This window comes from Streptomyces phyllanthi (assembly GCF_009377205.1).
Lineage (GTDB): Bacteria > Actinomycetota > Actinomycetes > Streptomycetales > Streptomycetaceae > Streptomyces > Streptomyces phyllanthi.
Map to the genome: position 1 here is coordinate 1 of NZ_VJZE01000646.1, position 3,940 is coordinate 3,940.

General features: G+C 70.0%; 2 protein-coding genes and 1 pseudogene. 2 read left to right on the plus strand and 1 reads right to left on the minus strand.

All coding sequences use genetic code 11. The features are described from left to right. Positions 1–281 precede the first annotated feature (281 nt). Positions 282–845 carry a dihydrofolate reductase family protein gene (locus tag FNH04_RS42725; RefSeq protein ID WP_152791626.1) on the minus strand — a complete coding sequence of 188 codons (564 nt, stop codon included), beginning with the start codon at positions 843–845 and terminating at the stop codon, positions 282–284. 294 nt (positions 846–1,139) lie between these two features. Here FNH04_RS42725 and FNH04_RS42730 point away from each other — a divergent pair. Both FNH04_RS42730 and FNH04_RS42735 read left to right on the plus strand, forming a co-directional pair. After that, positions 1,140–1,820, plus strand: a pseudogene (locus FNH04_RS42730) (transposase); the annotation flags it as partial. A gap of 277 nt (positions 1,821–2,097) precedes the next feature. Beyond that, a partial coding sequence (locus FNH04_RS42735) for a SpoIIE family protein phosphatase (RefSeq protein ID WP_152791627.1) occupies positions 2,098–3,940 on the plus strand: 1,843 nt, incomplete at its 3' end.

Genomic DNA, 3,940 nt, shown 5'->3' on the forward strand with positions numbered 1-3,940 from the left:
GTCGAGATGCGTGGTGTGCTGGTGGGTCAGGCCGCGGGTGCCGATCCTCTGCCAGGCGGCGTGGTCCCGGCCGGTGCTGTACCCGCATGCCCCGTTCCGGCAGGTGGCCCACGCCCAGCCCGCCCGCGGGTCGTTGGGTGCGCGGGGTGGCGGAATGCGGTCAGGCAGCGCGGGCAGTACTTCGGCGTCCCGCGTGGCGGCACGATCACCACCGCGATGCCCAGGGCGGCGGCGGTGTGGAGTTGACGGGTCGTCCACACCTGCCGCAGCACATCCGTCATCTAGCGCGCCACGCGGTAGCGGAGATAGACGAATCTCGAGCTGAAGGTGCGGGTCTCGACGAGTTCGAGGTCCACCCGGCGCTCGCGCCGGGGAAAGAACGGAATGCCACCGCCGACCAGCACCGGGTAGACCACGGCCCGGTACTCGTCGATCAGACCCGACGCGGCCGCCTCGGCGGCGAGAGTCGCGCCGCCGATCGCGATGTCGCCCTCCCCCGGCTCGGCTCGCAACCGCTCGATCTCCTCCGCCGGGCTGCCGGAGGCCAGGCGGGCATTGCCCTGCACCGCCGACAGCGTGGTCGAGAACACCACCTTCGGGAGCGGATTCCAGAGCGCGGCCCACTCGAGCTCCGAGTCGTCGAGCGATCGATCCTGGTCGGCGGTCTCCCAGTACAGCATCGTCTCGTACAGCCGTCGTCCCAACAGGTGGACGCCGACCTCTCGGATCTCGTCGATCCAGAAGCGAAAGACCTCCTTGTCGGGCCCCGTCCAGTCGAAGCCGCCGTCCGGCCCGACGATGTAGCCGTCAAGTGAGACGTTCATCGAATAGGTCACGCTGCGCATCAGAAGTCCTCCTCGGTGACGGGTTCGACCGTACGACCGCCGGACGCCGCAGAACTCATCGCGACTCGTGGAATCCCCTGGGCCGAGTCACCTCACGAGATCATTTCGTTGAGGAAACCTCACTGAGCGCGCCTCGTCATCGCGGCCCATCCGGGCCGACAACTCTCCGTGGACCACGGGGAGCTGTGCATAGCTCTTGAGCGCCCGCTGCCCGGTCAGCTCGTCGACGAGGGCCGGCCCTCGCTCCGGGCCTTCCGCCATGCCCACCGCGACGGGCCGGTTGAGCTGGATCACGGGAGTCGGTTGGACGTAGTCCTGACCCTGCTGGAGCGATTCGGTTCACCAGCCCAGATCCGCAAAGCCGGCCGGCGCCTCCTGGTCACGCTGTTACGGCCGAAGGCCTCGAGAATGGCCGAGCGGCTGGTCGACGACATCTTCACCGCCCTGGACGAGCAGACCGTCACCGTTGCGGGCACCGAGGCGGCCGCGCTGATCGTCCCGAGCCTGGCCGGATCCCTGACCTCCGTGCTTGACCAGCGGAAACTCCTGGCCGGACGCATCGAGGAACTCCTGGAGGCCCACCCTCTTTCGAAGGTCCTGATGTCGATGCCGGGAGTCTGCGTCAGGACCGGAGCCCGCATCCTGATCGAGGTCGGCGACGGCAGCGCCTTCCCGACCGCAGGCCACCTCGCCGCCTACGCCGGGCTCGCCCCGGCCACCCGGAGCTCGGGCTCATCGATCCGCGGCGAACAGCCCTCCAGACGGGGAAACAAGCAGCTCAAACGAGCCTTCTTTCTCTCTGCGTTCGCCGCCCTGGCCGACCCCGCATCCCGGATCTACTACGACAAGAAGATCTCCCAGGGCAAGCACCACACCCAGGCCCCGCTCTGCCTCGCCCGACGACGGGCCGACGTCCTCTTCGCCATGCTCCACGACGGCACTTTCTACGAACCCCGGCCAGCCGCAGATGGCTGATCCTCAGTGGGGGTTTTCGAACCTCAGAGGCGCTGGTCAGGGGGCTGAGAGCCAACAGACTCGGTAATCATGCCGTTCGCGCTGCCGTCACCGTGACGCCTGTGCGAACGGCGGGTTCGCGAGGAGTGGCGGCCGCGCAGGAACACGACCGCGGGCGCGGTGCCCCACCGAACCGGTCGGGTAAGTGATCACCGGAACCGGCTGGGGTATCCAGCCAGCACATCCGGCATATTCTGCACATAGCTGTAGATAAAGGTCTTGTAGCGCGGGAGTGGCCATGGTGGATCACACCGTCGAGGACCTGGAACAGGCCGCCGTACGGCAGATGCTGGATCAGACCCTCGCTCAGACCATGGAGCGTCTGGGCTCGCACGTGGGCGGGATCTACTTGGTGGAGCCCGGCGGCGAGGTCCTGACCATGGAGGTGGGCAGCGGAGCGCCCCCGGAGTGGATCAAGCCGGTGCTGCGCATAAGGCTGGACACCGCGATTCCGGATCCGAGGGCCCAGGCGGTACGCGAGCGGCGCCTGGTGTGGACTGGTGCGGGAGAGGAGTACGCGCGGCGCTATCCGCATATCATCCGGGCGGTCCCGTACCCGCATTCCGTGGCCGCCGCCCCCTTGACCACCCCTACCGCCGTGTGGGGCGTCCTGGTGCTGGTCTGGCCTCATGGAAGACCACCGGAGCTCAGCTGCGCCGAGCGCAAGGCGATCGGCGCCGTCGGTGACCGCCTGGCCGGACTGCTGGAGGGTGCCGCCGCAGCCGGACACCGCCTCGTGCCTCCGCCCGAGCCCCGCTACCTGCCTCCGGCACCGCGCGATCTGACAGGCTCGGTCGATGCCCAGGCCGTGGTGGGCTTTGTCACCCGCCTTCCCGAGGGCGGATGCGCCCTGGACCCGCACGGGCGGATCACCTTCATCGACCGCGCCGCGGCCGAGCTCGTGGGCGAGAGCATCCCCCGCCTGCTGGGTGCCCGGCTGTTGGAGGCCGTGCCCTGGCTGGACGAGCCGGGTTACGAGCAAAGGCACCGGGACGCGGTCCTCAGCCAGCGGCCGACCTCCTTCACTGCCACCCGGCCCCCCGACCGGTGCCTGCTCTTCCAGCTCTACCCGGACCCCACCGGCATCAGTGTGCGCATCACTCCCATCCGGACCGCACCCCGCCTCCAAGGTCCACGCTCACCCGAGGCTCGGCCACCAGTCCGCTCCGCCCGGCTGGGTGTGATCCACCACCTGATGCACCTGGCCGGTGCCCTGACGGAGGCCAGGGACGTCCGCGACGTCGTCGAGGTGGTGGCCGACCAGTTCCTCATCGCCTGCGACGCCCAGGCCTTCGCGCTGCTGGTCCCGGAAGCCGGCCGGGCGCAGGTCATCGGCGCCCGCGGCTTCACCACCGAGTGGCTGCACCGCCTGGACCGCATCCCCTTGGCCGGGGACACGCCAGGCATGCCGGGCCTGACCGCCGGGCCGCCGTCGTTCTTCGCCTCCCGGCAGGAGCTCCGCGAGGCCTCTCCCGCCCGAGCCGGGATGGACGACGCCATGGCCGCCGTGGCCTTCCTGCCCCTGGCCGCCTCCGGGCGCCCCGTCGGCACCTGCGTGCTCGGCTACGACCGGGCGCACCCCTTCACCACCGAGGAACGCCTCACCCTCACCACCTTCAGCGCCCTGCTCGCCCAGGCCCTGGACAGGGCGCGCCTGTACGACGCCAAACACCATCTCGCCCACGGCCTGCAGGCCAGGCTGCTGCCTCACACGCTGCCGAAGATCCCCGGCCTGGAGACGGCCGCGCGCTACCTCCCGGCCAGCCACGGCATGGACATCGGCGGCGACTTCTACGACCTGATCCGCATGACACCGACCGACGCCGCCGCCGTCATCGGCGACGTCCAGGGCCACAACGTGCGTGCCGCCGCCCTCATGGGCCAGGTCCGCACCGCAGTCCACGCCCACGCCGTCGCCGGCACACCCCCCGGCGACATCCTCGCCCGCACCAACCAACTGCTCACCGACCTCGAACCCGAGCTGCTGACCAGTTGCCTGTACGCCCACCTCGACCTGGCCCACCACCGCGCCCTCCTGGCCACCGCCGGACACCACCCGCCCCTGATGCGCCACCCCGACC